At 60.5% G+C, this 23,303-nt stretch carries 24 protein-coding genes; all 24 read right to left on the bottom strand.

Going from position 1 to position 23,303, the window contains the following annotated elements; all coding sequences use genetic code 11:
* Window positions 1–10: 10 nt before the first annotated feature.
* Window positions 11–751: a flagellar motor protein gene (locus ACIQV9_RS06595; protein WP_403099487.1), complete on the bottom strand. Its 741-nt coding sequence runs from the start codon at window positions 749–751 to the stop codon at window positions 11–13.
* On the bottom strand, window positions 751–1,902 hold the full coding sequence (locus ACIQV9_RS06590) for a chemotaxis response regulator protein-glutamate methylesterase (protein ID WP_403099484.1): 1,152 nt from the start codon (window positions 1,900–1,902) through the stop codon (window positions 751–753). The genes ACIQV9_RS06595 and ACIQV9_RS06590 overlap by 1 nt, the downstream gene beginning before the upstream one ends.
* A 50-nt stretch (window positions 1,903–1,952) precedes the next feature.
* The gene (locus ACIQV9_RS06585) at window positions 1,953–4,181 is read right to left on the bottom strand and encodes a chemotaxis protein CheA (RefSeq protein WP_403099481.1); all 2,229 of its coding nucleotides are present in this window, start codon (window positions 4,179–4,181) and stop codon (window positions 1,953–1,955) included.
* Between the two features lie 53 nt (window positions 4,182–4,234).
* A complete protein-coding gene (locus ACIQV9_RS06580) occupies window positions 4,235–5,023 on the bottom strand; it encodes a protein phosphatase CheZ (protein WP_403099478.1) in 789 nt (262 codons plus the stop codon).
* Window positions 5,024–5,045: 22 nt separating this feature from the next.
* Window positions 5,046–5,417, bottom strand: a complete 372-nt coding sequence (locus ACIQV9_RS06575; RefSeq protein WP_003183998.1) for a chemotaxis response regulator CheY — start codon at window positions 5,415–5,417, stop codon at window positions 5,046–5,048.
* Between the two features lie 167 nt (window positions 5,418–5,584).
* Window positions 5,585–6,325, bottom strand: coding sequence for an RNA polymerase sigma factor FliA (gene fliA, locus ACIQV9_RS06570; protein WP_007894214.1), 741 nt, complete (start codon window positions 6,323–6,325; stop codon window positions 5,585–5,587).
* Complete coding sequence (gene fleN / locus ACIQV9_RS06565) at window positions 6,322–7,152, bottom strand: flagellar synthesis regulator FleN (RefSeq protein WP_003222917.1); 831 nt, start codon at window positions 7,150–7,152, stop codon at window positions 6,322–6,324. Before fleN ends, fliA begins: the two co-directional genes overlap by 4 nt.
* Window positions 7,153–7,268: 116 nt before the next feature.
* Window positions 7,269–8,603, bottom strand: coding sequence for a flagellar biosynthesis protein FlhF (gene flhF / locus ACIQV9_RS06560; RefSeq protein WP_010456940.1), 1,335 nt, complete (start codon window positions 8,601–8,603; stop codon window positions 7,269–7,271).
* Between the two features lie 11 nt (window positions 8,604–8,614).
* Window positions 8,615–10,744 carry a flagellar biosynthesis protein FlhA gene (gene flhA / locus ACIQV9_RS06555; protein ID WP_083375990.1) on the bottom strand — a complete coding sequence of 710 codons (2,130 nt, stop codon included), beginning with the start codon at window positions 10,742–10,744 and terminating at the stop codon, window positions 8,615–8,617.
* Between the two features lie 254 nt (window positions 10,745–10,998).
* Window positions 10,999–12,138 (bottom strand): flagellar biosynthesis protein FlhB, encoded by a 1,140-nt coding sequence (gene flhB, locus ACIQV9_RS06550; RefSeq protein ID WP_403099469.1) that lies wholly within the window; start codon window positions 12,136–12,138, stop codon window positions 10,999–11,001.
* 3 nt (window positions 12,139–12,141) lie between these two features.
* Complete coding sequence (gene fliR, locus ACIQV9_RS06545) at window positions 12,142–12,924, bottom strand: flagellar biosynthetic protein FliR (RefSeq protein ID WP_403099467.1); 783 nt, start codon at window positions 12,922–12,924, stop codon at window positions 12,142–12,144.
* Window positions 12,925–12,927: 3 nt separating this feature from the next.
* On the bottom strand, window positions 12,928–13,197 hold the full coding sequence (gene fliQ / locus ACIQV9_RS06540; protein ID WP_219095676.1) for a flagellar biosynthesis protein FliQ: 270 nt from the start codon (window positions 13,195–13,197) through the stop codon (window positions 12,928–12,930).
* Window positions 13,194–13,952 carry a flagellar type III secretion system pore protein FliP gene (gene fliP, locus ACIQV9_RS06535; RefSeq protein ID WP_010456947.1) on the bottom strand — a complete coding sequence of 253 codons (759 nt, stop codon included), beginning with the start codon at window positions 13,950–13,952 and terminating at the stop codon, window positions 13,194–13,196. The genes fliQ and fliP overlap by 4 nt, the downstream gene beginning before the upstream one ends.
* A complete protein-coding gene (fliO, locus tag ACIQV9_RS06530) occupies window positions 13,952–14,395 on the bottom strand; it encodes a flagellar biosynthetic protein FliO (protein WP_403099464.1) in 444 nt (147 codons plus the stop codon). The genes fliP and fliO overlap by 1 nt, the downstream gene beginning before the upstream one ends.
* Window positions 14,396–14,854 (bottom strand): flagellar motor switch protein FliN, encoded by a 459-nt coding sequence (gene fliN, locus ACIQV9_RS06525; RefSeq protein ID WP_403099462.1) that lies wholly within the window; start codon window positions 14,852–14,854, stop codon window positions 14,396–14,398. It abuts the gene before it with no gap.
* 66 nt (window positions 14,855–14,920) lie between these two features.
* The gene (gene fliM, locus ACIQV9_RS06520) at window positions 14,921–15,889 is read right to left on the bottom strand and encodes a flagellar motor switch protein FliM (protein ID WP_010456950.1); all 969 of its coding nucleotides are present in this window, start codon (window positions 15,887–15,889) and stop codon (window positions 14,921–14,923) included.
* 9 nt (window positions 15,890–15,898) lie between these two features.
* Window positions 15,899–16,396: a flagellar basal body-associated protein FliL gene (gene fliL, locus ACIQV9_RS06515; RefSeq protein ID WP_403099460.1), complete on the bottom strand. Its 498-nt coding sequence runs from the start codon at window positions 16,394–16,396 to the stop codon at window positions 15,899–15,901.
* 210 nt (window positions 16,397–16,606) lie between these two features.
* The gene (locus ACIQV9_RS06510) at window positions 16,607–17,983 is read right to left on the bottom strand and encodes a flagellar hook-length control protein FliK (protein ID WP_403099456.1); all 1,377 of its coding nucleotides are present in this window, start codon (window positions 17,981–17,983) and stop codon (window positions 16,607–16,609) included.
* A gap of 105 nt (window positions 17,984–18,088) precedes the next feature.
* Complete coding sequence (locus ACIQV9_RS06505) at window positions 18,089–18,436, bottom strand: Hpt domain-containing protein (protein ID WP_403099452.1); 348 nt, start codon at window positions 18,434–18,436, stop codon at window positions 18,089–18,091.
* 30 nt (window positions 18,437–18,466) lie between these two features.
* Entirely contained in the window at window positions 18,467–20,170 is a 1,704-nt protein-coding gene (locus tag ACIQV9_RS06500) for a SpoIIE family protein phosphatase (RefSeq protein ID WP_403099582.1), read from the bottom strand.
* Window positions 20,171–20,175: 5 nt separating this feature from the next.
* Window positions 20,176–20,481, bottom strand: a complete 306-nt coding sequence (locus ACIQV9_RS06495; protein WP_403099450.1) for an STAS domain-containing protein — start codon at window positions 20,479–20,481, stop codon at window positions 20,176–20,178.
* Window positions 20,482–20,695: 214 nt separating this feature from the next.
* The gene (fliJ, locus tag ACIQV9_RS06490) at window positions 20,696–21,145 is read right to left on the bottom strand and encodes a flagellar export protein FliJ (RefSeq protein ID WP_403099448.1); all 450 of its coding nucleotides are present in this window, start codon (window positions 21,143–21,145) and stop codon (window positions 20,696–20,698) included.
* Window positions 21,146–21,151: 6 nt separating this feature from the next.
* A complete protein-coding gene (gene fliI / locus ACIQV9_RS06485; protein ID WP_403099445.1) occupies window positions 21,152–22,510 on the bottom strand; it encodes a flagellar protein export ATPase FliI in 1,359 nt (452 codons plus the stop codon).
* Complete coding sequence (gene fliH / locus ACIQV9_RS06480; RefSeq protein ID WP_403099440.1) at window positions 22,500–23,300, bottom strand: flagellar assembly protein FliH; 801 nt, start codon at window positions 23,298–23,300, stop codon at window positions 22,500–22,502. Before fliH ends, fliI begins: the two co-directional genes overlap by 11 nt.
* Between the last annotated feature and the right edge of the window lie 3 nt (window positions 23,301–23,303).

Here is a 23,303-nt window from a genome sequence, read left to right as displayed (position 1 = left end):
ATATCCCCCATCAATCCATGAAGCCCTGAAGCTTCAACTCAATAGAGCGAGGGTTTTCACCTTCGGCGATCGACAGGATCCCTTCCAGCAACATTTCGCGATAACGCGACTGGCGCAAGGCGACGGACTTGAGCTTGGCGGCAATCGGCAGCAACACCAGGTTGGCACTGGCCACGCCGTAGATGGTCGCGACAAAGGCGACGGCGATGCCGCTGCCCAGTTGCGTCGGATCGGCCAGGTTGCCCATGACATGGATCAGGCCCATCACCGCACCGATGATGCCGATGGTCGGCGCGTAGCCGCCCATGCTTTCAAAGACTTTGGCCGCTTCGATGTCGCGGGCTTCCTGGGTGTAGAAGTCCACTTCCAGAATGCTGCGAATCGCTTCCGGCTCGGCGCCATCCACCAGCAGTTGCAGGCCTTTGCGCGAATAGGCGTCGGGTTCGGCGTCGGCCACCCCTTCCAGTCCGAGCAGACCTTCCTTGCGTGCGGTCAGGCTCCAGTTGACGACGCGGTCGATGCCGCCGGCCAGGTCAACGCGAGGCGGAAACAGAATCCAGCCAATGATTTGCATGGCACGCTTGAAGGCGCTCATCGGCGATTGCAGCAATGCCGCGCCGATGGTCCCACCGAGTACGATCAGCGCCGCCGGGCCGTTGGCCAATGCGCCGAGGTGACCACCTTCAAGGTAGTTGCCGCCAATGATGGCGACAAACGCCATGATGATCCCGATAAGGCTTAAAACATCCATCAGATACACGCCTCGACCAAGTGCCTGCCAATATCGTCCAGACCGTAGATCGCGTCGGCGAGGTCGGCTTTGACGATGGCCATCGGCATGCCGTAGATCACGCAGCTGGCTTCATCCTGAGCCCAGATCGCACTGCCGCCCTGCTTGAGCAGGCGTGCGCCTTCACGACCGTCGGCGCCCATGCCGGTCAGTACGACCGCCAGAACTTTGTCGCCGTAGGACTTGGCTGCCGAACCGAAGGTGATGTCCACGCACGGTTTGTAGTTCAGACGCTCGTCGCCCGGCAGAATTTTCACCGCGCCACGGCCGTCAATCATCATTTGCTTGCCACCCGGTGCCAGCAGCGCCAGGCCCGGACGCAGGATGTCGCCATCCTCGGCTTCCTTGACGCTGATGCGGCACAGCTTGTCGAGGCGCTCGGCGAAGGCCTTGGTGAAGGCCGCCGGCATGTGCTGGATCAGCACGATCGGCGCCGGGAAGTTCGCCGGCAACTGAGTCAACACCCGTTGCAGGGCAACCGGACCGCCCGTGGACGTGCCGATGGCCACCAGTTTGTAGGCTTTGCGTTTTGGCGCGGGCGACGACGGGCCGGACGATGTCGGGGCCGGTGTCGGGACGTAGCTACGCGCCGGAATCGGTGCCGCTGCCGGACGCGCAGGCGCGCTGCTGCCATAACTGCTGACGCTCGAAGGCGCAGGCGTCGGGGCTGGCGCGGCGACCGGGGCCGGTGCGCTGTAGGTGTTGGCACGACGGTTACTGCGCGAGATGCTGAGAATCTTCTCGCACAGCAGTTGCTTGACCTTCTCCGGGTTGCGGGAGATGTCTTCGAAATTCTTCGGCAGGAAATCCACTGCGCCGGCGTCCAGCGCATCGAGGGTTACCCGAGCGCCTTCATGGGTCAGCGAGGAGAACATCAACACCGGGGTCGGGCAGCGCTGCATGATGTGCCGCACCGCTGTGATGCCGTCCATCATCGGCATCTCGTAGTCCATGGTGATCACGTCTGGCTTGAGGGCCAGCGCCTGATCGATCGCCTCTTTTCCGTTGGTCGCCGTACCGACGACCTGGATATTCGGATCCGCTGAAAGAATTTCCGAGACGCGGCGGCGGAAAAACCCCGAATCGTCCACCACCAGGACTTTGACTGCCATAAACACTCCGTTAGGACGGAGCGAGGCTCAGTCGCCCCGCTCCACCAGAATCAAATACGCCGTGCGGCGTAACGCTTGAGCATGCTCGGAACATCGAGAATCAGCGCGATGCGACCGTCACCGGTAATGGTGGCGCCCGACATGCCCGGGGTTCCCTGGAGCATTTTGCCCAATGGCTTGATGACCACTTCTTCCTGGCCCACCAACTGGTCGACGACGAAGCCGATCCGCTGAGTGCCCACCGAAAGGATCACCACATGGCCCTCGCGCTGCTCTTCGTGAGCGGCGGAGCTGACCAGCCAGCGCTTGAGGTAGAACAATGGCAGTGCCTTGTCCCGCACGATCACCACTTCCTGGCCGTCCACCACGTTGGTGCGCGACAGGTCGAGGTGGAAGATCTCGTTGACGTTCACCAGCGGGAACGCAAACGCCTGGTTGCCGAGCATGACCATCAGCGTCGGCATGATCGCCAGGGTCAACGGGACCTTGATGACGATCTTCGAGCCCTTGCCCTTGGTCGAATAAATATTGATGGTGCCGTTGAGCTGGGCGATTTTGGTTTTCACCACGTCCATGCCCACGCCGCGTCCGGAGACATCGGAAATTTCGGTCTTGGTCGAAAAACCCGGTGCGAAGATCAGGTTGAAGCAGTCGGACTCGCTGAGGCGATCCGCGGCATCCTTGTCCATCAAGCCTTTCTTCACGGCAATACCGCGCAGAACATCAGCGTCCATGCCCTTGCCGTCATCGGAGATGGACAGCAGGATGTGGTCGCCTTCCTGTTCAGCGGACAGGATCACCTTGCCGCTGCGAGGCTTACCCATCGCTTCGCGCTCGGCCGGCTCTTCAATGCCGTGATCGACCGAGTTGCGCACCAAGTGGACCAGCGGGTCGGCCAGGGCCTCGACGAGGTTCTTGTCGAGGTCGGTTTCTTCGCCGACCAGCTCCAGGTTGATCTCTTTCTTGAGCTGGCGAGCCAGGTCGCGAACCAGACGCGGGAAGCGCCCGAAAACTTTCTTGATCGGTTGCATCCGGGTCTTCATGACCGCGGTTTGCAGGTCGGCCGTGACCACGTCGAGGTTCGACACGGCTTTGGACATGGCTTCGTCACCGCTATTGAGGCCCAGACGGACCAAGCGGTTACGCACCAGTACCAGTTCGCCGACCATGTTCATGATTTCGTCGAGACGCGCGGTATCGACCCGCACGGTGGTCTCGGCTTCACTGGCCGGTTTTTCTGGTGGCGGCGCAGACGGGGCACGGGCCGGGGCAGCAGCGGCCGGTTTCGGTGCTTCGGCTTTTGGCTCGGGTGCTTTGGCCGCAGGTTTCGCAGCCGGTGCTGGCGCCTTGGCGACAGGAGCAGAAACCACTGCGCCAGTGCCAACCTCGGTGAACTTGCCTTTGCCGTGCAATTCGTCGAGCAGCGATTCGAACTCGTGATCGGAGATCAGATCACCGCCGGCCGCTTTAGCGGTTGGCGCAGCCGGCGCAGGTACGGCAGCAATGGCCGATTCCAGCGCATCGACAGCAAAGTTGCCTTTGCCGTGCAGCTGATCGAGCAATGCTTCGAATTCGTCGTCGGTGATGTCGGAGCTGTCGCCTGCCGCTTTCGGGGCAGCCGGTGCAGCGGGCGCTGCCACTGCGTCGACAGCGAACTGGCCTTTGCCGTGCAGTTGATCGAGCAACGACTCGAACTCGGCATCGGTGATTTCGTCGCTGGCCGCCGAATCGGCAGCAGCCACTGGAGCAACGGCTGGCGCTTCGGCTTGAGCCTTGACGGCGTTCAGCGAATCCAGCAGTTGTTCGAATTCGTTATCGGTGATGTCACCCGATTCTTCAGCGGCGGGTGCTTCAACCACTTCAGCAACCGGTGCGGCTTCATCAGCCGTTTGCGGCTCGGCCAGACGGGCCAATGCCGCGAGCAATTCAGGCGTGGCAGCCGTAATCGGGCTGCGTTCGCGCACTTCGGTGAACATGCTGTTCACCGCATCCAGCGCTTCGAGAACCACGTCCATCAGTTCCGAGTCGACGCGACGCTCACCCTTGCGCAGGATGTCGAACACGTTCTCGGCGATGTGACAGCACTCCACCAGCTCGTTGAGCTGGAGGAAGCCGGCGCCCCCTTTTACAGTGTGAAAACCGCGAAAAATTGCATTGAGCAAGTCCGCATCATCCGGTCGGCTTTCCAGCTCGACCAGCTGTTCGGACAGTTGCTCTAGAATCTCGCCGGCCTCAACCAGGAAATCCTGAAGGATCTCTTCATCGGCGCCGAAGCTCATTAAGGGGGTGCTCCTGAGGTCTAAAAACCTAAAAAACCTAAAATGCTAAAACTCTAAAATCCTAGGCTGGATAACAAATCGTCCACATCGTCCTGACCGGACACAACGTCTTCTCTTTTATCGGCATGAATCTGCGGACCTTCACCCTGAGAGAGATGTTTTTGCGGATCTTTTTCAGCGAGCATCGCATCACGGTCATGTTCGATACCCGCAAAGCGGTCTACCTGGCTGGCCATGAGCACGAGCTTGAGCAGGTTGCTTTCAACTTCGGTGACCAATTGGGTCACGCGTTTGATCACCTGACCGGTGAGGTCCTGGTAATCCTGGGCCAGCAGAATGTCGTTGAGGTTGCTCGACACCGTGCGATTGTCTTCGCTGCTGCGTGTCAGGAAACCGTCGACGCGCCGAGCCAGTTCGCGGAACTCTTCAGCCCCGACTTCGCGACGCATGAACCGCCCCCAATCCGTGCTCAACGCCTGGGCTTCTTCGCTCAGGCTGTTGACCAGCGGCGTGGCGTTTTCCACCAGGTCCATGGTGCGGTTGGCGGCGGCCTCGGTCAGCTTGACCACATACCCCAGACGCTCGGTGGCGTCCGTGATCTGCGACACTTCCTCGGCTTGCGGCATGTTCGGGTCAATCTGGAAATTGACGATCGCGCTATGCAGCTCGCGAGTGAGCTTGCCCACTTCCTGATACAGGCCGCGGTCACGGGTCTGATTGAGCTCATGGATAAGTTGCACAGCGTCGCCGAACCTGCCTTTTTCAAGGCTTTCGACCAGTTCGACCGCGTGTTTTTTCAGGGTCGATTCAAAATCGCCCAGTGAAGATTCTTTATGCTCCATAGCTCCCCCGTGGCGCAGTGGATCAACCGATGCGTTCGAAAATCTTCTCGATTTTTTCTTTCAACGCCTGGGCCGTGAAGGGTTTGACCACATAGCCGTTAACACCGGCCTGGGCCGCTTCGATAATCTGCTCGCGCTTGGCTTCGGCAGTCACCATCAGCACCGGCAGGTGCTTGAGCTTTTCATCGGCGCGCACGTGACGTAGCAGATCGATACCGGTCATGCCAGGCATGTTCCAGTCCGTTACCAGAAAGTCGATGCTCCCGCTGTTGAGAACCGGAATGGCAGTAGTGCCATCGTCAGCCTCGACCGTGTTGGTGAACCCAAGGTCACGCAACAGGTTTTTTATGATCCGCCGCATCGTTGAGAAGTCATCAACGATGAGGATTTTCATGTTCTTGTCCAATTCGACCTCCAAGCAGTCTTAAACGCGCCCAGCACCTGGACGCGCCATTTCAATCAATCCGGCAATGCATTCGATGACTGTCTGGAGCACAACAGATCGCGACCGGTGCAGTTCAACACCCCACCGGCCTCGTTCGCAGTGTCCCCACACTGCCTTCAGCGCGCTCGCCACTCCCCCAAACGCCCCCGCAAACGGGCCGCGCACTGGCTATGTAACTGGCTGACCCGCGATTCGCTGACCCCCAGGACCTCACCGATTTCCTTGAGGTTCAGCTCTTCGTCGTAGTACAGCGCCAACACCAGTCGCTCACGCTCCGGCAAATTGGCAATCGCGTCCGCCAGCGCGGCCTGGAAGCGTTCATCTTCCAGATCGCGTGACGGCTCCAGATGTGCACTCGCGCCATCCTCGTGCAGCCCTTCGTGTTCGCCGTCCTGCAACAGATCGTCGAAACTGAATAACCGGCTGCCCAGGGTGTCGTTCAAAATCCCGTAATAATCGTCGAGACTCAATTGGAGTTCGGCCGCAACCTCATGATCTTTAGCGTCACGACCGGTTTTAGCTTCAATCGAGCGAATTGCGTCGCTGACCATGCGGGTATTGCGGTGAACCGAACGTGGCGCCCAGTCCCCCTTGCGTACTTCATCGAGCATCGCGCCGCGGATTCGAATGCCCGCGTACGTCTCGAAACTCGCGCCTTTACTGGCGTCATATTTGGTCGATACTTCAAGCAGGCCGATCATCCCGGCCTGGATCAGGTCTTCAACCTGAACACTGGCCGGCAGACGGGCCAGCAAGTGGTAAGCAATGCGTTTGACCAGTGGCGCGTAACGCTCGATCAGCTCGTACTGCGCGTCACGTGCCGACTTCTTGTAGAGGTTGTAGCCACTGGCTGTCATAGGACGGGTCCTGCGGTCTGTTGCACGAGGCGCTCGACGAAAAACTCCAGGTGCCCACGCGGGTTGGCAGGCAGCGGCCAGGTGTCGACCTTCTGCGCGATCGCCTTGAACGCCAGGGCGCACTTGGAACGCGGGAAGGCTTCGTAGACGGCGCGCTGCTTCTGCACGGCCTTGCGCACGCTTTCGTCGTAAGGCACCGCACCGACGTATTGTAAGGCGACGTCGAGGAAGCGGTCCGTGACCTTGGTCAACTTGGCGAACAGGTTGCGACCTTCCTGCGGGCTCTGGGCCATGTTGGCCAGGACGCGGAAGCGGTTCATGCCGTAATCGCGGTTCAGCAGTTTGATCAGCGCGTAGGCATCGGTAATCGAGGTCGGCTCGTCGCACACCACCAGCAAGACTTCTTGCGCTGCGCGAACGAAACTGACTACCGAGTCACCAATACCCGCAGCGGTGTCGATCACCAAGACGTCGAGGTTGTCGCCGATATCGCTGAAAGCCTGGATCAGGCCGGCGTGCTGGGCCGGGCTCAGATGAACCATGCTCTGTGTGCCGGACGCGGCCGGAACGATGCGAATACCGCCGGGGCCCTGCAACAGAACGTCGCGCAGCTCACAGCGGCCTTCGATCACGTCGGCCAGGGTACGTTTGGGTGTCAGCCCCAAGAGGACGTCGACGTTCGCCAGCCCCAGATCGGCGTCCAGCAGCATGACGCGCCGGCCGAGTTCAGCTAGAGCCAGGGACAAGTTCACTGACACGTTAGTCTTCCCGACGCCACCTTTGCCGCCGGTCACCGCGATCACCTGTACGGGATGCATGCTGCCCATGTTATTTCTTTACCTTGTCTTGCATAGACGGAGGCCACATTACTGGCTGCGCGCTCAATAACTGAACAATGCATGGCAGACCATCGATGTAGGTACAAAAACTGTTCATTAGTACCTCAGCCAACCTGCTTGGTCGGGCTGTGGTAAATATCAGCGAACATGTCAGCCATGGCTTCTTCGCTGGGTTCTTCTTGCATTTGCACGCTTACGGCGCGACTGACCAACTGATGACGACGCGGCAGATGCAAATCATCCGGAATACGCGGGCCATCGGTCAGGTAAGCCACCGGCAATTCATGACTGATCGCCAGGCTCAACACCTCGCCCAGACTTGCCGTTTCATCCAGTTTAGTCAGGATGCAGCCAGCGAGCCCACAACGCTTGTAACTGTGATAAGCGGCCGTTAGAACCTGTTTCTGGCTGGTGGTTGCCAAAACCAGATAATTTTTCGATTTGATGCCACGACCGGCCAGGCTTTCGAGCTGCATACGCAGAGCTGGATCGCTGGCCTGAAGGCCCGCGGTATCGATCAGCACCACGCGTTTGCGCAGCAAGGGATCCAGCGCCTGCACCAGCGATTGGCCCGGATCGACGTGGGTTACCGACACGTTGAGGATCCGGCCCAGGGTCTTCAATTGTTCCTGAGCACCGATACGGTAGCTGTCCATGCTCACCAGCGCGATGTTTTGCGCGCCGTATTTAAGCACATAGCGGGCCGCGAGCTTGGCCAGGGTGGTGGTCTTGCCCATGCCGGCCGGGCCGACCATGGCAATCACCCCGCCCTCTTCCAGCGGCTCGACTTCCGGCGTGGCAATCATCCGCGCCAGGTGCGCCAGCAACATGCGCCAGGCCTGACGGGGTTCGTCAATGTCGGTAATCATCGCCAGCAAGTCGCGGGACAACGGGCCGGACAGGCCGATGCGTTGCAGGCGACGCCAAAGGTTGGCCTGGGCTGGACGGCTGCCTTGCAGCTGATTCCAGGCCAGGGAACCGAGTTGTACTTCCATCAGTTCGCGCAGGCTGTTGAGCTCAAAACGCATCGAATCGAACGCCCGTGGATCAACACCGCCAGCGGCAGGTGCCGGGGCTGGTGCCGAGCGACGAGGTTCGGCATACGTCGGCTCGATCAGCGGCTCGGCGGCGGTCAACGGCAAGCCGGCGAACAACTGGCGATTGGTGGTCTTGTCGCCTTCGGTTTCGCCTTCGCCACGCAGGCTCAATTCGGCCTGGGCGGTGACGATCCGCGACTGAGTCTTGCGCAGCTCATCCTCGAGTTCCATGTTCGGAACACGCGGGGCCAGCGCCGACAATTTGTAATCCAGGGCAGCCGTCAGCTCGACACCACCGGCGATCCGGCGATTGCCAATAATGGCGGCATCAGCGCCCAGCTCATCACGAACCAGTTTCATGGCCTGACGCATATCGGCGGCGAAAAAACGCTTAACTTGCATAAACCACTACCTCAGCCGTTGGGCCCTACTGTCGCAACGATGGTCACTTGCTTGTTGTCAGGAATTTCCTGGTAAGCCAACACATGCAAACCCGGGACTGCCAGTCGGCCGAATCGCGAAAGCATCGCGCGAACCGGACCGGCTACCAGCAGAATCACCGGTTGACCTTGCATTTCCTGACGCTGCGCCGCATCGATCAACGAGCGTTGCAGTTTCTCAGCCATGCTTGGCTCCAGCAGAACGCCCTCTTCCGAGCCTTGTCCTGCCTTCTGAAGACTATTGAGCAATATCTGTTCCAACCTTGGCTCCAGGGTGATAACTGGTAGCTCGGAGTCAGTCCCTACAATGCTTTGGACGATGGCGCGGGACACGCCGACGCGCACCGCGGCCACCAAAGCGGCAGTATCTTGACTCTTGGCAGCATTGTTGGCGATGGCCTCGGCGATGCTGCGAATGTCCCGCACCGGCACCTGCTCGGCCAACAACGCTTGAAGCACTTTGAGCAGCTGCGACAGCGAGACCACGCCCGGCACCAGCTCTTCGGCCAGCTTCGGCGAGCTTTTGGCCAGCAATTGCATGAGTTGCTGGACTTCTTCGTGACCGATCAGTTCGCTGGAGTGCTTGTACAGAATCTGGTTCAAGTGCGTCGCCACGACCGTACTGGCGTCGACCACGGTGTAACCAAGCGATTGCGCCTGGGCACGCTGGCTGATTTCGATCCAGACCGCCTCAAGGCCAAAAGCCGGATCTTTGGCGGTTATGCCGTTCAGCGTGCCGTAGACCTGCCCCGGGTTGATCGCCAGTTCGCGATCCGGGTAAATCTCGGCTTCTGCCAGGATCACACCCATCAGGGTCAGGCGGTAAGCACTCGGCGCCAGGTCGAGGTTGTCACGAATGTGCACAGTCGGCATCAGGAAGCCCAGATCCTGGGACAGCTTCTTGCGCACGCCCTTGATCCGCGCCAGCAACTGACCGCCCTGGTTGCGATCCACCAGCGGAATCAGGCGATAGCCGACTTCCAGCCCGATCATGTCGATCGGCGTCACGTCGTCCCAGCCCAGCTCCTTGGTTTCCATGGCGCGAGCCGGCGACGGCAGCAGCTCCTGCTGACGCTTGACCTCTTGCAGGGCCTGAACCTTGACCACGTTCTGCTTCTTCCAGAACAGGTACGCGCCGCCAGCAGCCAGGGCCGCCATGCTGAGGAAGGAGAAGTGCGGCATGCCGGGCACCAGGCCCATTACCGCCATCAAACCTGCCGCCACGGCCAACGCTTTCGGCGAGGCGAACATCTGGCGATTGATCTGCTTGCCCATGTCTTCCGAACCGGAAGCACGGGTCACCATGATCGCCGCCGCTGTCGACAACAGCAGTGATGGCAATTGCGCCACCAAACCGTCACCGATGGTCAACAGCGCATAAACCCTGCCGGCATCGCCGAAGGTCATACCGTGCTGGAAGATACCGACCGCCATGCCGCCAATCAGGTTGATGAACAGAATCAGCAGGCCGGCGATGGCGTCACCGCGCACGAATTTGCTGGCACCGTCCATGGAACCGTAGAACTCGGCTTCCTGGGCGACTTCCATTCGGCGCAGTTTGGCCTGGTTCTGGTCGATCAGGCCGGCGTTCAAGTCGGCGTCAATCGCCATTTGTTTGCCGGGCATCGCGTCGAGGGTGAAACGTGCGCTCACCTCGGAAATCCGCCCGGCACCCTTGGTTACCACGACGAAGTTGATGATCATCAAGATCGCGAAGACCACGATACCAACCACGTAGTTACCGCCGATCACCACCTCGCCGAAGGCCTGGATCACCTTACCGGCGGAAGCGTGACCGTCCTGTCCGTGGAGCATCACCACCCGGGTGGAGGCCACGTTCAGCGCCAGTCGCAACAGCGTCGCCACCAGCAGAATGGTCGGGAACACCGCAAAATCCAGCGGCCGCAAGGCGTAGACGCAGACCAGCAAGACGACGATCGACAACGCGATGTTGAACGTGAAAAACACGTCCAGCAGGAACGGCGGGATCGGCAACATCATCATTGCCAGCATGACCAGCAGCAACAACGGCACACCCAGGTTGCCCCGACTCAAGTCGGCAACGTTTGTGCGGGCAGTGTTGAGTAACTGAGAGCGATCCACCGGTTTTCCCCGTTCCTTTAAAGCAAACTTTTGACGCCTGAAAGAGGCGCAGGGCGGCTACTGCAAGAAGCCTTCCAACTTTTGCAGAGGTGGGACATAGAGGGTTGTTTTGAGGATTTGCGTCGTCTGTGCCGGCCTCTTCGCGGGCAAGCCTCGCTCCTACAGTCCCGTGTCGTTCACATATGCCGCGACCGACTCAAAAACGGTAGGAGCGAGGCTTCCCCGCGAAGAGGCCGGCACTACCCGCACAAAACTCAGGAATCACGCCGCAAATCCGGCGGGATCGGCAAATCATCCTTCAGCGGATCCGGACGCTTGCCCTTGCCCGCCCGGTACTGGCGGATCTGGTAGACGTAGGCCAATACCTGGGCAACCGCCAGATACAACCCACCGGGGATTTCCTGCTCCAGCTCGGTGGAGTAGTAAATCGAACGTGCCAGGGCTGGCGACTCTAGCAACAGCACATTATTGGCCACGGCGATTTCACGAATCTTCAGGGCGAGGAAGTCACTGCCCTTCGCCAGCAGCACCGGCGCACTGCCCTTGTCGGGATCGTACTTGAGGGCGACGGCGTAGTGCGTCGGGTTGGTAATGACCACGTCGGCCTCGGGGATGGCCGCCATCATCCGGCGTTGGGACATCTCGCGCTGCAACTGGCGAATGCGCTGTTTGACCTCCGGCCGCCCTTCCTGATCCTTGTGTTCGTCGCGCACTTCCTGCTTGGTCATCAGCAGTTTCTTGTGGCTTTCCCACAGCTGCACCGGCACGTCGACGGCGGCGATGATGATCAGCCCGCAAGCCATCCACAAAGTGCTCCAGCCGACCACTTGCAGGCTGTGAATGATCGCCATGTCCAACGGTTCATGGGCAATGCGCATCAAATCGTCGATGTCGGAAGACAACACCGCCAGCGCCACGAACAGCACGATGAAAAACTTCGCCAACGCCTTGAGCAGTTCGACCAGCGCCTTGGCCGAGAACATTCGCTTGAGCCCCGCACCGGGGTTCATGCGACTGAATTTCGGCGCCAGGGAGCCCGCCGCGAACAGCCAGCCACCGAGGGAAATCGGACCGAGCAACGCGGCCAGCAACAAGGTGATCATCACCGGCTGAATCGACAGCAGGGCGATCAGCCCCGAGTTCAGCAGGAAAGTGCCCATGTTGCGCTGATCCAGAATCACTTCCCGCGACAGCGTGAAGTTCATCCGCATCAGCTCCATCATGTCCTGCGCCAGGGCTCCACCGAAAATCAGCAGCCCGCCAGCACCGGCCAGCATGACCGCCAGGGTGTTGAGCTCCTTGGAGCGCGCAATCTCGCCCTTGTCCCGGGAGTCCTTTTTACGTTTCTCCGTGGGGTCTTCTGTTTTGTCCTGACCGCTTTCGCTCTCAGCCATGACTCAGCGCGCCCGTGCCAGTTCGCGTAACAACTGCAAGGCCTCGGAGGCCAGCGGTTGATACTGATTGAGAATGTCCGCCAGGCCGACCCAGACAATGAACAGTCCGAGCACCAGGGTCAGTGGGAAGCCGATCGAGAAGATGTTCAACTGCGGCGCTGCCCGGGTCATCACGCCAAACGCAATGTTGACCACCAGCAACGCCGTGATCGCCGGCAACACCAGCAACAACGCCGCACCGAGTACCCAGCCGAGTTTGCCGGCCAGTTCCCAGAAATGATGAACCATTAACCCACCACCGACCGGCAGCGTGGTGAAGCTTTCGGTGAGGACTTCGAACACCACCAGATGGCCGTTCATCGACAGGAACAGCAGGGTCACCAGCATGGTGAAAAACTGCCCGATCACCGCCACCGATACACCGTTCGTAGGGTCGATCATCGAGGCGAAGCCCATACCCATCTGGATCGCGACAATTTGTCCCGCGACCACGAAAGCCTGGAAAAAAAGCTGCAAGGAAAAGCCCAACACCGCGCCAATGATGATTTGTTCGGCGATCAGCAGCAGCGCGCTCAGATCGAGTGCGTTGACCGGCGGCATCGGCGGCAAGCCCGGAGCGATCACGAAGGTGATCGCCAAGGCGAAGTAAAGACGAACGCGCGTGGGCACCAGCGTCGTGCCGAAAATCGGCATGACCATCAGCAACGAACCGATGCGAAACAGCGGCAACATGAACGTCGCCACCCAGGTACTGATCTGGGTATCGGTCAGCTGCAGCAGCGACATGGTTTAGCCGATGACCTGAGGAATACTGCCGTACAACTGCAGGATGTATTCCATGAAAGTCTGCACCATCCAGGGCCCGGCAACGATCAGCGTCACCAGCATGACCAGCAAGCGCGGCAGGAAGCTCAGGGTCTGTTCGTTGATCTGCGTGGCGGCCTGGAACATCGCCACCAACAGGCCCACCAGCAGACTCGGAATCACCAGCACGGCCACCATCATCGTGGTCAGCCACAGCGCTTCGCGAAAGATGTCTACCGCGACTTCCGGCGTCATGGCGACACGCCGCCGAAGCTGCTCGCCAAAGTGCCGATGATCAACGCCCAGCCATCCACCAGCACGAACAGCATGATCTTGAACGGCAGGGAAATGATCAGCGGCGAGAGCATCATCATACCCATCGCCATCAGCACACTGGCCACGACCAGGTCGATGATCAGGAACGGAATGAAGATCATGAAGCCGATCTGGAACGCGGTTTTCAGCTCGGAAGTGACGAAGGCTGGCACCAGAATAGTCAGCGGCGCCTGATCCGGCGACGCGATGTCAGTGCGCTTGGACAGGCGCATGAACAGCTCGAGGTCGCTGCTGCGCGTCTGCGCCAGCATGAAGTCCTTGATCGGCACCTGGGCCTTGGCCACGGCATCCTGAGCGGTGAGTTTTTCCGCCAGATACGGCTGCAAGGCGTCCTGATTCACCCGGTCAAATACGGGCGCCATGATGAACAGGGTCAGGAACAGCGCCATGCCCGTGAGAATCTGGTTCGATGGCGTCTGCTGCAGGCCCAGGGCCTGACGCAGGATCGAGAACACAATGATGATCCGGGTGAAACTGGTCATCAGCATGACGAACGCCGGAATGAAACTCAGCGCGGTCATGATCAGCAAAATTTGCAGGCTGACCGAGTATTCCTGAGCGCCATTGGCGTTGGTGCCCAGGGTGATCGCCGGGATCGACAACGGATCGGCGGCGAACGCCAGCGGCGCGACCAGCATCAGGGCCAGCGTCAAGACGATGCGTAACGCACCCATTACTTCTTATCCTTCTGATCCTTGCCGAGTATCTTCAGCAGATGCTGGGCAAACTCCGGAGTCGCTTTCTCGGTGGTGGTCGGCACTTCAATCGGCTCTTTAAGCACATGCAGTGCAGTGATCGTGCCGGGGCTCAGGCCAAGCAGAATCTGCTCGTTGCCGACTTGCACCAGCATCAAACGGTCGCGGGGACCCAAGGCACGAGAACCGACAATCTCGATCACCTGCCCCTTGCCGGCCGGCCCGGCCTGCTGGACCCGGCGCAACAGCCAGGCGAGGAAAAAGATCAACCCCAGCACCAGCAGCAAGCCGAACACCAACTGCGTCAATTGCCCGGCCACACCGCTACTGACTGCCGGCGCGGCGGCTGTCGCCGTCGCAACCGGCTCGGCGGCCAGAGCGCTGAACGGCAACGCCAATGCAAACCCCAGAACCCTTTTCACTTAGCGCAGCTTCTTGATACGTTCGCTTGGGCTGATCACGTCGGTCAGGCGGATGCCGAACTTCTCGTTGACCACGACCACTTCGCCGTGGGCGATCAGGGTGCCGTTGACCAGCACGTCCAGCGGTTCACCGGCCAGGCGATCCAACTCGATCACCGAACCCTGGTTGAGTTGCAGCAGGTTGCGGATGTTGATGTCGGTGCTGCCCACTTCCATGGAAATCGACACCGGGATGTCGAGGATCACGTCGAGGTTCGGACCGTCCAGGGTGACCGGGTCGTGGTTCTTCGGCACGCTGCCGAACTCTTCCATCGGCAGACGATTGGACGGCGAACCGGCGGCGTCGGCAGCCAGCAAGGCGTCGATGTCGTCCTGGCCGGCATCACCGGTTTCTTCCAGGGCGGCAGCCCATTCATCAGCCAGTGCCTGGTCGTCCTGGGCGTTCATATCGTCGTTCATCATTTGTCCTCGGCGGGCAACTGCTCAATCAAGAGCAGCCAATTAATAGGGGGGTTGGAGCGCCGGTCAGCGGCGCTCGATCGGCTCGATCACTTGCAACGCGAGGTTGCCTTTGTGCGAGCCCATCTTGACCTTGAAGGCCGGCACGCCGTTGGCGCGCATGATCATCTCTTCCGGCATCTCGACCGGGATCACATCCCCCGGCTGCATGTGCAGGATGTCGCGCAAGCGCAACTGGCGGCGGGCAACCGTGGCACCGATCGGCACGTCTACGTCCAGCACGTCCTGGCGCAGGGCGTTGACCCAGCGCTCGTCCTGATCGTCCAGATCCGACTGGAAGCCGGCGTCGAGCATTTCGCGCACCGGTTCGATCATCGAGTACGGCATGGTCACGTGCAGGTCGCCGCCACCGCCATCGAGTTCGATGTGGAAGGTGGACACGACAACCGCTTCACTCGGGCCAACGATGTTGGCCATGGCCGGGTTCACTTCCGAGTTGATGTACTCGAAGTTCACTTCCATGATCGCCTGCCAGGCTTCCTTCAGATCGACGAAGGCCTGCTCCAGCACCATGCGCACCACGCGCAGTTCGGTGGGGGTGAATTCACGCCCTTCGATCTTGGCGTGACGGCCGTCGCCGCCGAAGAAGTTGTCCACCAGCTTGAACACCAGTTTGGCGTCGAGGATGAACAGCGCGGTGCCGCGCAACGGCTTGATCTTGACCAGGTTGAGGCTGGTCGGCACGTACAGCGAGTGCACGTATTCGCCGAACTTCATCACCTGCACGCCACCGACGGCAACGTCCGCCGAGCGGCGCAGCATGTTGAACATGCTGATGCGGGTGTAGCGGGCGAAACGCTCGTTGATCATTTCCAGGGTCGGCATGCGTCCGCGGACGATGCGATCCTGGCTGGTCAGGTCGTAGCTTTTGACGCTGCCGGGTTCGGCAGCGTTATCGGTCTGTACCAGACCATCGTCGACGCCATGCAACAGCGCATCGATCTCATCCTGGGACAGCAGGTCCTGCACGGCCATGTCGTGTTCCTACTGCAGTACGAAATTAGTAAAAAGCAGCTGTTCGATAACCACTTTGCCGAGTTCTTTCTGCGCCACTTCCTGGACGCTGGCCGTGGCCTTCTGACGCAACATCTCCTGACCGACCGGGGTCGCCAGTGTGGCGAAGTCCTGGCCGGAGAACAGCATGACCAGGTTGTTGCGGATCACCGGCATGTGCACTTTGAGCGCTTCCAGATCAACCTGATTGCGGCCTTGCAGGGTGATGCTCACCTGCATGTAGCGCTGGCGACCGTTCACGTTGTAATTGGCCACGAAGGCCGGGGCCATGGGCTCGAAAATCGCTGGCTGCTTGCCGACCACAGCGGTTTCAGCGGCGGCAGGCTTGCTCTGGGCACTGTGCATGAAGAACCAGGTCGCCCCCACGGACATGCCGACCGCCAGCAACAGGGCCACCACGATCACAATGATCAGCTTGACCTTGCCTTTGGTTGCGGGGTCTTTTACTACTGCGTCGCTCTTCGCCATGCCAATAATCCGTCACTATTCTAGTTTTCACAGTCGCACGGCAAGGCAAGAGCAAGTGTTATGCCAGAAGTGTCGGGAGGTAGGGAGACAGCGAATGGCGATCAATTGTAGGAGCGAGGCTTGCCCGCGAAACAGGCGCCGCGGTGTATCAGCCAGACCGCGTTATCGTTCTTCGCGGGCAAGCCTCGCTCCTACAGGGAACGCGTGGGATCAGGCGTAGTAGTCGACCGCGCTGGAGCCGATCACGCTGGTAGTGGTTGCCGCCACTTCGGCGACGCTTGGCGCGACCTCTTCATCCATGGCGTCAAGACGACCTCCATTGGAATTGGTCCGACCGCCCTGCCCCTGTTGAGCCTGATCCTGGCCCTGACCTTGCGAGCCACGAGACTGGTCGGACACATTGACGTCGACCTGGCCCATGCCCTGCTGCGAGAACATGTCACGCAGGCGATGCATCTGACTGTCCAGCGCTTCGCGAACGCTTGGATGGGCGCTCATGAAGGTGACCTGAGTCTGCTGGTCCGGAACCATGTTCACCCGGATATCGAGACGCCCCAGTTCAGCCGGTTGCAACTGGATGTCAGCCGCCTTGAGGTTGGCGCTGGAAAGATACATGACGCGGTTGACCACTTCCTCGGTCCACCCGCTCTGATGCATGGCGATAGGCTGGTTCACCGGCAAGGCATTGGCGGTTTTCGGGGTGGCCGCCTGGGTCAGTGCCGCCAGACGGTTGGCGAAGTCATCGACACGGGTATCGCTGCTGGCGGAGGTCAGATCCTTGAGGCCGCTATCGATCAGGCCGCTGAAGGCTTTCTCACCACCCTGGCTGGTGCTGTCCTTGTCGGCTTGCACGTCGAGCATGCTGGCCATGCCGGCGGCAAAATTCTGCGCCGCCGTCAGCTCACCGTCAGCCTGGGCTTGGGCAGAACTGGCTTTTGGCTGGGCCTGGCTGCTGGCGGATACGTGACCGCTCTGCTCCATGGCCATGCGCACGGCGGGCAATGCGTCGAGCGGATCAGCTTCGGGATCGAAATCGCTATCGGTGGCCGTCGCCACTGGCGCAGACGCGGCCACAACGGCGGCGGCAACCGGCGTTTCAGCCTGTGGCTGTGCGGTCGTGACAACGGGCGCAGCGGTTTGCACGGCCGGCACGGTTACCAACGGCTGTACCGCCTGCATCAACGCAGGATCCAGGGCCGGGTCGAGGCTCGGATCAACAGGCGCCGTATCGGCCACCGGCGTTTCAGCGGTCTCGGGCTGGTCGTCGCTGGCAGCTGTGTCATCGGTCGGCGCCGGTTTATCGGCGGGCAAGGAATTGCCGCTATCGGCAACCGCCGGTTCCGGGGCGGCAGGTTTCTCGCCGCTGACATCCGGTTTGCCGGGGGTTTGCGAGGCATTTTCGGTAGCCGGTTTAGCCGATTTATCAGCAACCACAGAAGGCTTGTTCTGGGTTTGATCGGCGTAAACATCAGCGAAGCTGGACGCCTTGTCCCCTGGCTCAGAGCCCTGCGCCGGGGTATTGGCGGGGGCGACTTGAGTCTTGGCCGTCGCGACGGCCTGCAGAAGCGAATTGGGGGTAACGGGCATAAAACGGTCTCCGCTGCACTGGGATCGTAGGTACAGTTGAGTGAGATGAATGCAAAGGTCGAGCCAGGTTGGCTCGACAGAGGCTAAAAGCGCCGGACGGTCGCGTCAGTCCGCGAGAGAGCGCTGTCGCTCTGCTTCATAAAGCGGTCGGACAATGGCAAATTCGCCGTCGATTTCTCCGACAAGCGCTTCAATACCCGCAAGGCTTTTTTGCCTGGCGCGCTGCTCAAGCTCATTGCACAGCTCGGCGAGGCGAACGGCGCCCATATTGCTGCTGCTGCCCTTGAAACTATGGGCGGCATTCATGAGTTGCGCGGCATCTTCAGCCTTTCGCAAAATGCGCAAGCGCTCTTCGGAGTCGGCGATGAACGTATCCAGCAACGTCGGATACTCATCCTCCATGACTTCCTGCAACGCACTCAGCACGTCGCGGTCCAGATGTGTGTCAGCCACTTGCTCACTCCTTGATCAAGAATGGGTGAATTATGCCAGAGCCTCCCAGAAAAATTCCACGCGGGCACTTCGACCATCGTCGGACCAGCTCGCGCTACGACTCAATTGACGGATCAGACTGACGCCGCGTCCCGACAGACGGCCACCCTCAACGGGACGCTCCATCACCCGCGCCACATCAAAGCCTTTGCCACTGTCTTCGACCCGCACAATCAGGCTCCCGCCCTTGTCCGTCGGCTCGACCTGCAAATGCACCCGCACATAGCCGTCTTGCAACGCTTCCAGTCGTTCATTGCGCGTTTGATAATAGCGCGCAAACCCCGAAGCATCGCGCTTGAGGCTTGAGTCCAGACCCAGCACGCCGTGCTCGAGGGCATTGGAATAAAGCTCTGCCAACACGCTGTAGAGTGCGCCACTCTGAGCCCGCAGACCGTGGACCTCAAGCAACAATTGCAAAAGGTACGGCAGCGGATTGAAACGTTTGAGGGTCGCGGCACGAAATTCGAAACTCACCGACCAGTCCAGCGGACAGGACTGGCCACTGTCGGAATACACCGGCGCCGGCGGGATCAGTTGCGCGGCCTCCAGCAGACTGACCTCGACCATGCTCACGTCATCGCGCGCCTCGCCACGAAAATCCCGCAGCGCTTGCTCTATCTCTTCGAACAGCGCGTCTGGCTGGCGATTGGCCGCAAACACCCGCTGCAACCGCTCCACACCAAACAACTGTTCGTTGGCATCGCAGGTATCGATGACCCCGTCCGACAGCAAAAACACTCGATCGCCAACGGCCATCGGGAATACTTCGGTGCGGTCATTGAAGGTTTGCGGGCTGAGCACGCCCAGTGGCAAGTGCCGCGCCTTCAGCGGTGTGCGCTCACCGCTGGCGATGCTGTGCAAGTACCCGTCCGGCATCCCGCCGTTCCAGACTTCCACCGAGCGTCGCTGAAAGCTCAGGCACAGCAAGGTGGCGCAGCAGAACATGTCCACCGGCAGGATGCGCTTGAGCTTGGCATTCATCTCGCGCAGGGTCTCGGCCAGGCCGTAGCCCTTGGCGGTCATGCCGTAGAAGACTTCAGCCAGCGGCATGGCGCCCACCGCAGCCGGCAAACCGTGACCGGTGAAATCACCCAGCAGCACGTGCATGTCGCCAGCCGGAGTGAACGCCGCGAGCAGCAGGTCGCCGTTGAACAGCGCATACGGGGATTGCAGGTAGCGGATGTTCGGCGCACTCAGGCAGCCCGAATGCGCCACCTTGTCGAACACGGCCTTGGCAACCCGCTGCTCGTTGAGCAAGTAGTCGTGATGCCTGGCGATCAGGTCACGCTGCTGCAGCACCGTGGCCTGCAACCGGCGCAAGCGGTCCATGGCCTTGATCTTGGCGGCGAGAATCACCTGGTTGTAAGGCTTGGCCAGAAAATCGTCACCACCCGCCTCCAGACAGCGGGCCAGGGCCTCGCTTTCGGTCAGCGACGTCAGGAAGATGATCGGCACCAGGGTTTCCCCAGCCAGCGCCTTGATCTGCTGAGCCGCTTCGAAACCGTCCATCACCGGCATCATGGCGTCCATCAGCACCAAGTGCGGCCGTTGCTCGCGAAACGCTTCGACCGCTTCGGCACCGTTGGCGGCCGTCAGCACCTGATGGCCCTGGCGACGGACGATGCTCGACAACAGCATGCGATCGGCCGCGCTGTCTTCGGCGATGAGGATCGTCAGCGGTTCGAGCGGCTGCATGGCGGTCATGCAACGTCGAAGATTAGTTCGAAATTGGAGATGGCGAGAATCTTGCGCACATCGGCGTTGGCGTTGGTCAACGTGATTTCGGCATTCTCGCCGCCGGCGTGATCACGCAACAGCAAGAGCATGCCGAGCGCGGAACTGTCGAGGTAGGTGGCTGCTTTAAGATCCACCTCGAACGATTCGGGCTTTTGCTCAAGCCTCTCGTAGGATTCACGGAATTCCTGATGCTTGGCGAAATCGAATCGACCTTCGACCGAAATCGTCAGCTTTTTCCCATCCCGGGAGACTTTTGTAACGACTGGCATTTATCGGCTTCCTTGTCATGGGTAAACGTACGTGTACAAGGTTTAGCACTTGGCGGGGACGGGAGCAAGGCGGGAAATTGTGGCGTCTGTCAGACCGCCTTCGCGGGCAAGCCTCGCTCCTACAGGTTTTGTGTCGTACACAGCAATTACGAACGACACGGATCCTGTAGGAGCGAGGCTTGCCCGCGAAGAACGATAACGCGGTCCGACTGACTCAATACGGATCATGCCGCGGCAAACGCTGGGACAACTCGTCCAGCAGCTTCTGCTCGCGCTTGTCTTCCAGCTTCCGCGCCTCGTCCATGTAGCGCTGTACAAGTTTTCGCAGGCCTTCGACCCGGGCAAACGCCTGCTGCCAGGAATCGCGCGCCTTGTTCAGGTTGTTCTGGTGCCAGTTCAGGCTTTGGCGCTGCTGATCGATGGCGGTGCCCAGTTGTGCAAGAAAGCCCTGATAGCCGAGCAGCCACTGGCCGGAAACGCCCGTGCTGCCACGCACGATCCATTGTTCCTGGTATTCGAGGCGAAAGTTTTCGAGGTCGGCGAGTTTGCTTTCCGCCACTCGAACCTGGCCCTGGAAGTGCCCGAGGCGCATAACCGCGGTTTTTTCGGCCTTTTCAGCCATTTCCACTACGGGTGCCAGGCGTGCCGCGCGGCTCAGGGCCATGGCCGGTTAGCCGCCCGCTGCCGGGGCGAAGATCGAGGCGAGATGGTTTTCGCTGGCGCCCATGCCGATGTTGTCGTTCAAGCCCTGACGAAGATAAGTGGTCATGGCTGGCTGCAGGGAAATCGCGACGTCGGTTTCTCGATCACCGCCCGGCACGTAGGCACCGACGCTGATCAAGTCGCGGCTTTGCTGATAGCGCGACCAATACTGCTTGAACATCTGCGCGCGCGCCATGTGCTCGGGGCTGACCACCGACGGCATGACCCGGCTGATGGAGGCTTCGATATCGATGGCCGGGTAATGACCTTCTTCCGCCAGGCGTCGGGACAGCACGATGTGCCCGTCGAGCACGCCTCGCGCCGAGTCGGCAATCGGGTCCTGCTGGTCATCGCCTTCGGACAATACGGTGTAGAACGCGGTGATCGAACCACCGCCCTTCTCGGCGTTACCGGCCCGTTCCACCAGTTTAGGCAACTTGGCGAACACCGACGGCGGATAGCCTTTGGTCGCGGGCGGTTCGCCAATGGCCAGGGCGATTTCCCGCTGGGCCTGGGCGAAACGGGTCAGCGAATCCATGAGCAACAAGACGTTCTTGCCCTTGTCGCGGAAATATTCGGCGATGCGTGTGCAGTACATGGCGGCGCGCAGACGCATCAGCGGCGCATCGTCCGCCGGCGAGGCGACGACCACCGAACGCTTGAGCCCTTCTTCACCGAGGATGTGCTCGATGAACTCTTTAACTTCACGACCCCGCTCACCGATCAGCCCGACCACGATAATGTCGGCCTCAGTGAAGCGGGTCATCATGCCCAGCAGCACGGATTTACCCACGCCGGTACCGGCGAACAGACCGAGACGCTGACCGCGACCGACCGTCAACAAACCGTTGATGGTGCGAATGCCTACATCCAGCGGTTCACTGATCGGTTCGCGCTTGAGCGGGTTGATGGTCGGGCCGTCCATCGGCACCCAGTCTTCAGCCTTCATGCCGCCCTTGCCATCCAGCGCACGACCGGCGCCGTCCAGCACCCGCCCGAGCATGCTCATGCCCATCGGCAAGCGGCCAGTGTCTGCCATAGGAACCACTCGGGCACCGGGCGCAATGCCGGCGACGCTGCCGACCGGCATCAGGAACACTTTGCTGCCGGAGAAGCCCATGACTTCGGCTTCGACCTGCACCGGGTGATAACTGTCGTCGTTGATGACCATGCAGCGGCTGCCCATGGCGGCGCGCAAGCCTTCGGCTTCGAGGGTCAGGCCGACCATGCGCAGTAGACGGCCTTCGAGGATCGGCGCCCCCGCCAGCGTAGTGACCTCGGCGTAACTGCCCAGGCGCTTGGCGAAGCTGGTGCGATCAAGGCGCATCGGGGTCGTCCAGTGTCGGAGCGACCGCAGGCTTTTCGTCGACCGGCAGTTCCAGGCTCAGATCCGGTGCGGCCGGGTGCAAGGCCTGGTCGTGCAACTGATCGAAGAGCTTGGCCATGACTTGGGCAACGCGGGTTTCAACGGTGGCGTCGATGCGGCTGTGTTCGGTCTCGACCCGGCAACCCCCGGGCAGCAGGGATTCGTCTTCGACGATGCGCCAGGTTTCTTCATGGCGCTCGCGCAGGGCTTTGACCTGTTCGAAATCCTGCGGATTGATGTACAGCCGCACGTTACCCACGCCCAGCGGCAAGAGCTTGAGAGCTTCGCGCATGACGTGTTCGATTTGCGTCGAGTCGATGGCCAGTTCGCGCTGAATCACCTGTTTGGTGATGTGCTGCACGAGGTCGACCATGGACTTTTCGATCTGGGTGTCCTGCTCGGCGATGGGCTCGAACAGGTTGGCCATCAGCTGTTCCAGGCCCGCGACCTTCGGCGCCAGGACAGCTTCGGCTTCCTGACGGACCTTGAGCGTGGTGCTGTGGAAGCCTTCTTTCTCGCCGATGGCGAAGCCTTCGTTGTAAGCCTCCTGACGGATGCTTTCGAGTTCTTCGAGGGTCAGTGGCTGGACTTCATCCAGCGGCACTTCTTCCATTTCCGGCGGTTCGGGCTCAGGTTCCGGCTCGGGCTCCGGCACAAAAGGATCGAAACTGGGCAACGCCCAGACGTCGAAACCGGCGACGGCCTTGCCTCGGATCAGGTCGGTCTGGGACTCATCATGTTTGGACGACATAGT

The sequence above is a fragment of the Pseudomonas sp. NPDC099000 genome, from assembly GCF_044759925.1.
Classification (GTDB): domain Bacteria; phylum Pseudomonadota; class Gammaproteobacteria; order Pseudomonadales; family Pseudomonadaceae; genus Aquipseudomonas.
Note: the sequence above shows the minus strand (reverse complement) of the source record. Positions and strands in the feature narration are given on the sequence as shown.

Bases quoted from the DNA above. Each gene is read 5' to 3' on its own strand.
- ACIQV9_RS06595 (WP_403099487.1), bottom strand. From the start codon at position 751: ATGGATGTTTTAAGCCTTATCGGGATCATCATGGCGTTTGTCGCCATC.
- ACIQV9_RS06590 (WP_403099484.1), bottom strand. From the start codon at position 1,902: ATGGCAGTCAAAGTCCTGGTGGTGGACGATTCGGGGTTTTTCCGCCGC.
- ACIQV9_RS06585 (WP_403099481.1), bottom strand. From the start codon at position 4,181: ATGAGCTTCGGCGCCGATGAAGAGATCCTTCAGGATTTCCTGGTTGAG.
- ACIQV9_RS06580 (WP_403099478.1), bottom strand. From the start codon at position 5,023: ATGGAGCATAAAGAATCTTCACTGGGCGATTTTGAATCGACCCTGAAA.
- ACIQV9_RS06575 (WP_003183998.1), bottom strand. From the start codon at position 5,417: ATGAAAATCCTCATCGTTGATGACTTCTCAACGATGCGGCGGATCATA.
- fliA (WP_007894214.1), bottom strand. From the start codon at position 6,325: ATGACAGCCAGTGGCTACAACCTCTACAAGAAGTCGGCACGTGACGCG.
- fleN (WP_003222917.1), bottom strand. From the start codon at position 7,152: ATGGGCAGCATGCATCCCGTACAGGTGATCGCGGTGACCGGCGGCAAA.
- flhF (WP_010456940.1), bottom strand. From the start codon at position 8,603: ATGCAAGTTAAGCGTTTTTTCGCCGCCGATATGCGTCAGGCCATGAAA.
- flhB (WP_403099469.1), bottom strand. From the start codon at position 12,138: ATGGCTGAGAGCGAAAGCGGTCAGGACAAAACAGAAGACCCCACGGAG.
- fliR (WP_403099467.1), bottom strand. From the start codon at position 12,924: ATGTCGCTGCTGCAGCTGACCGATACCCAGATCAGTACCTGGGTGGCG.
- fliQ (WP_219095676.1), bottom strand. From the start codon at position 13,197: ATGACGCCGGAAGTCGCGGTAGACATCTTTCGCGAAGCGCTGTGGCTG.
- fliP (WP_010456947.1), bottom strand. From the start codon at position 13,952: ATGGGTGCGTTACGCATCGTCTTGACGCTGGCCCTGATGCTGGTCGCG.
- fliN (WP_403099462.1), bottom strand. From the start codon at position 14,854: ATGAACGACGATATGAACGCCCAGGACGACCAGGCACTGGCTGATGAA.
- fliM (WP_010456950.1), bottom strand. From the start codon at position 15,889: ATGGCCGTGCAGGACCTGCTGTCCCAGGATGAGATCGATGCGCTGTTG.
- fliL (WP_403099460.1), bottom strand. From the start codon at position 16,396: ATGGCGAAGAGCGACGCAGTAGTAAAAGACCCCGCAACCAAAGGCAAG.
- ACIQV9_RS06510 (WP_403099456.1), bottom strand. From the start codon at position 17,983: ATGCCCGTTACCCCCAATTCGCTTCTGCAGGCCGTCGCGACGGCCAAG.
- ACIQV9_RS06500 (WP_403099582.1), bottom strand. From the start codon at position 20,170: ATGCAGCCGCTCGAACCGCTGACGATCCTCATCGCCGAAGACAGCGCG.
- ACIQV9_RS06495 (WP_403099450.1), bottom strand. From the start codon at position 20,481: ATGCCAGTCGTTACAAAAGTCTCCCGGGATGGGAAAAAGCTGACGATT.
- fliJ (WP_403099448.1), bottom strand. From the start codon at position 21,145: ATGGCCCTGAGCCGCGCGGCACGCCTGGCACCCGTAGTGGAAATGGCT.
- fliI (WP_403099445.1), bottom strand. From the start codon at position 22,510: ATGCGCCTTGATCGCACCAGCTTCGCCAAGCGCCTGGGCAGTTACGCC.
- fliH (WP_403099440.1), bottom strand. From the start codon at position 23,300: ATGTCGTCCAAACATGATGAGTCCCAGACCGACCTGATCCGAGGCAAG.